The 2,706-nt window shown below is 70.0% G+C and carries 2 protein-coding genes; one reads left to right on the top strand and one right to left on the bottom strand.

From position 1 onward, the window contains the following. Positions 1-165: 165 nt before the first annotated feature. Positions 166-1,068, bottom strand: a complete 903-nt coding sequence (locus tag ABZ885_RS39010) for a transposase family protein (protein WP_360199625.1) — start codon at positions 1,066-1,068, stop codon at positions 166-168. Between the two features lie 168 nt (positions 1,069-1,236). On the opposite strand from ABZ885_RS39010, the gene ABZ885_RS39005 reads away from it, so the two are divergent. Next, the gene (locus tag ABZ885_RS39005; RefSeq protein ID WP_360199623.1) at positions 1,237-2,397 is read left to right on the top strand and encodes a pentapeptide repeat-containing protein; all 1,161 of its coding nucleotides are present in this window, start codon (positions 1,237-1,239) and stop codon (positions 2,395-2,397) included. Positions 2,398-2,706: the final 309 nt, after the last annotated feature.

Genomic DNA, 2,706 nt, shown 5'->3' with positions numbered 1-2,706 from the left:
CGTGCCCGGCGGGGCCGGCTCGTGGCGGGGGGATTCGGCAGGAGCGGAGCGTCGACGGGCCCGGCGGGTTCGGTGGGTCCGGCCAGAGAAGGTATATCCGGGGCAACAACCTTGGGAGCGATTGAGTTCGGGGCGTGTTGGCCTGGCGGGTTGGCTGGTGGGTGATCAGCAGGCGGTCTGTCGGGCGAGCACCAGTTCCGTGCTCGGCTTGCGGCGGGTCGCCCGCCGTGCGGAGCGGTCGGAGACCAGGGCTGCGATCGCGAGGTGGGTCTCGGCGTAGGTCTCGCGGCGGCCGGTGAACCGCTGCAGGGGCCGCCACTGCTTGAACTCGGCGTTGGTGTGCTCCACGCAGATTCGCGCGGAGGACTGGCGGCGTGGCTGCTCGCGCCAGGCGTGGTGCTCGCCCAGCGGCGCGCCGTCCTTCGGCCTCTTCGGCGGGGCGCTGACCTGGCCGGGGAACTCGTTGGCCAGGCCCCGGTAGCCCTCGTCGACCTCGGCCTTGACTTTGGGGTGCCGGTGGAACTGTTCGGCGATGCCCTCCGTGCGCACGGCGGTTTGGTCGTGCATGCGGCCCGGCCGGACCACGCCGCTGAACAGGGTGCGGCCCTGCGGGTCACTGAAGGTGGTGGTCTTGATGGTGTTCTGCTTCTTCTTGCCGGAGACGAACGCCTTGCGGCCGGGGCGGTGGGCGCGGGGGCGGCGGACCTGCACTTCGGTGCCGTCGATGCGCAGGTCAACGCCCTCCGCGTCGGCGTAGGCGAACAGGTCCTCCAGTGTCCGCAGCCGCACCCCCGGCCGGTCGGGGACGGCGAAACCGCGGGTCGCCAGCAGCGGCCGGACCTCGCGGATCGCTCCGGATACGGTGGAGCGGTCCACTCCGTACAGTTCAGCCAGCGCGGCGTGCGGGATCCCGAGCTGCAGGTGGACCAGCGTGACCAGGAGCCGGTCGACGAAGACCAGGCACTGCTTGGGCCCGGCGCCGGCTGCCCGCCTCCGGTCTCCGCCACGCCGCTCGTGCAGCGCCGACTCCCGCGCGGCCTGCCACCGGGGCGCGAGTTCTTCGAGCAACTCGCCGAAGTGTGCACGCGAGATGCCGGACAGGGCAGGATGGGAACAGGCCGCACGGGCCCAGGTAAGCCTCACAACTCACCCAACCCGTAAGGCCGTTCTCATGTTACGGGCCAGTGGCACAGCACTCTTGATTGTCTTCTGAACGGCGCCTAGGCTCCGATGCCCATGGAGATGGGGGAACCAGACCGCGGGCGGCGGGCATGGCACGACGGGCTGATCAGGCGCCGGGTGGCCGCAGGTCTGCTGGCCGTGACGGGGCTGGTCATTCTGTGCACGGTGTTCGTCGTACTGCCGGGGGTGGTGGTCGACCACGATCTTGCCGGGGCGAGCGTCGCCGTGCAGGATCGGCTGAAGGCGGTGAACGATGTCCGCACGACGCTTCTGCAGGTGGTCGGCGGCCTGGTCGTGCTCTTCGGCGCATACGCTACCTGGCGGCAACTGCGGGTGAGCCAGGACGGTTTGCGCGCCACCCAGGAGGGCTACGTCACCGACCGATTCAGCCGGGCCGTCGACCAGCTCGGCAGCGACAAGCTGGATGTGCGCATCGGCGGGTTGCACGCGCTGTGGCGGATCGCGGAGCAGTCCGCCCGCGACCGGGAGGCCATTATCTCCATCCAGGCCGCGTATCTGCGTACACACCTGCCCTGGCCACCTGCCGGGCCGGAATCGCCGGCGGCAGACGTGCCCATCAACGACATCGCACCCCTGGAGACCCGCGCCGCCGACGCCCAGGTGGCGCTGACCGCGCTCGGCGTGCTGTGCCAGCACCGGGAGCAGTCCTGGGTCAATCTCAGCATCACCGACTTGCGCCGAGCCGACTGTGACGGACTGTGGTTCCCCGAGGTCAACTTCGATCGCACGTGCATGGAGGCGGCGGGCCTGTACCACGCCAATCTGACCCAGGCGTCCCTGGTCTCGGTCAACATGCGGCACGCCGACCTCACGACTGCGATTCTCCGCCGGGCTCGCTGCATCCTGGCCGACCTACGGGCCGCGAAGCTGGTCGAAACCGACTTGCGTGACGCCGACTTCACCGAGACCGACCTGCGCGAGGCAAACCTGCGTAAGGCCGACGCCCACGGCGCGATCTTCCACCGCGCCGACCTCCGCATGGCCGACTTGCGCGGCACCGACTTGAGCACCGCCAACCTTGTCGAAGCACGCCTTACCGGCGCCTTGGCCAGTGAGCACACCCGCTGGCCCGCCGACTTCGACCACACGGCCGCCGGAGTCGTCGACACCACTGACCCCGGACCCGAGCCCTCGCCCCTTCTCCAGCCACCCGGGATGACGTGGCAGGCACCGCCGCTGAGGTCCACTCCCTGACCAAGACGCGCCGGTCAAGACTGCGGCGACCGCGATCCGCCTGACCGACGTCACTCCTCCTCAGCGGCGTCCTGATCGCGCAGAGCCGCAGGCCGCCAGGCAGATCCGGGAGCTGATATCGCTCCCAAGGTCGTAAGGGATGGGGCCTGTACCGGTCCTCTGCCTACGTCAGCAGCTCCGGCTCGGGCGTCTGCCCCGTCTCTCGATAGGCGGTCGCCCCGGCGGGGGTGGCCTTGACGGAGTCGAGCAGGAGCTGGGCGACGTCGACGACCTTCAGGTGTTCCTTGGCCGCGCCCTCGTTCTTCTTGC

The sequence above is a fragment of the Kitasatospora sp. NPDC047058 genome (assembly GCF_040643935.1).
Lineage (GTDB): Bacteria > Actinomycetota > Actinomycetes > Streptomycetales > Streptomycetaceae > Kitasatospora.
Note: the sequence above shows the minus strand (reverse complement) of the source record. Positions and strands in the feature narration are given on the sequence as shown.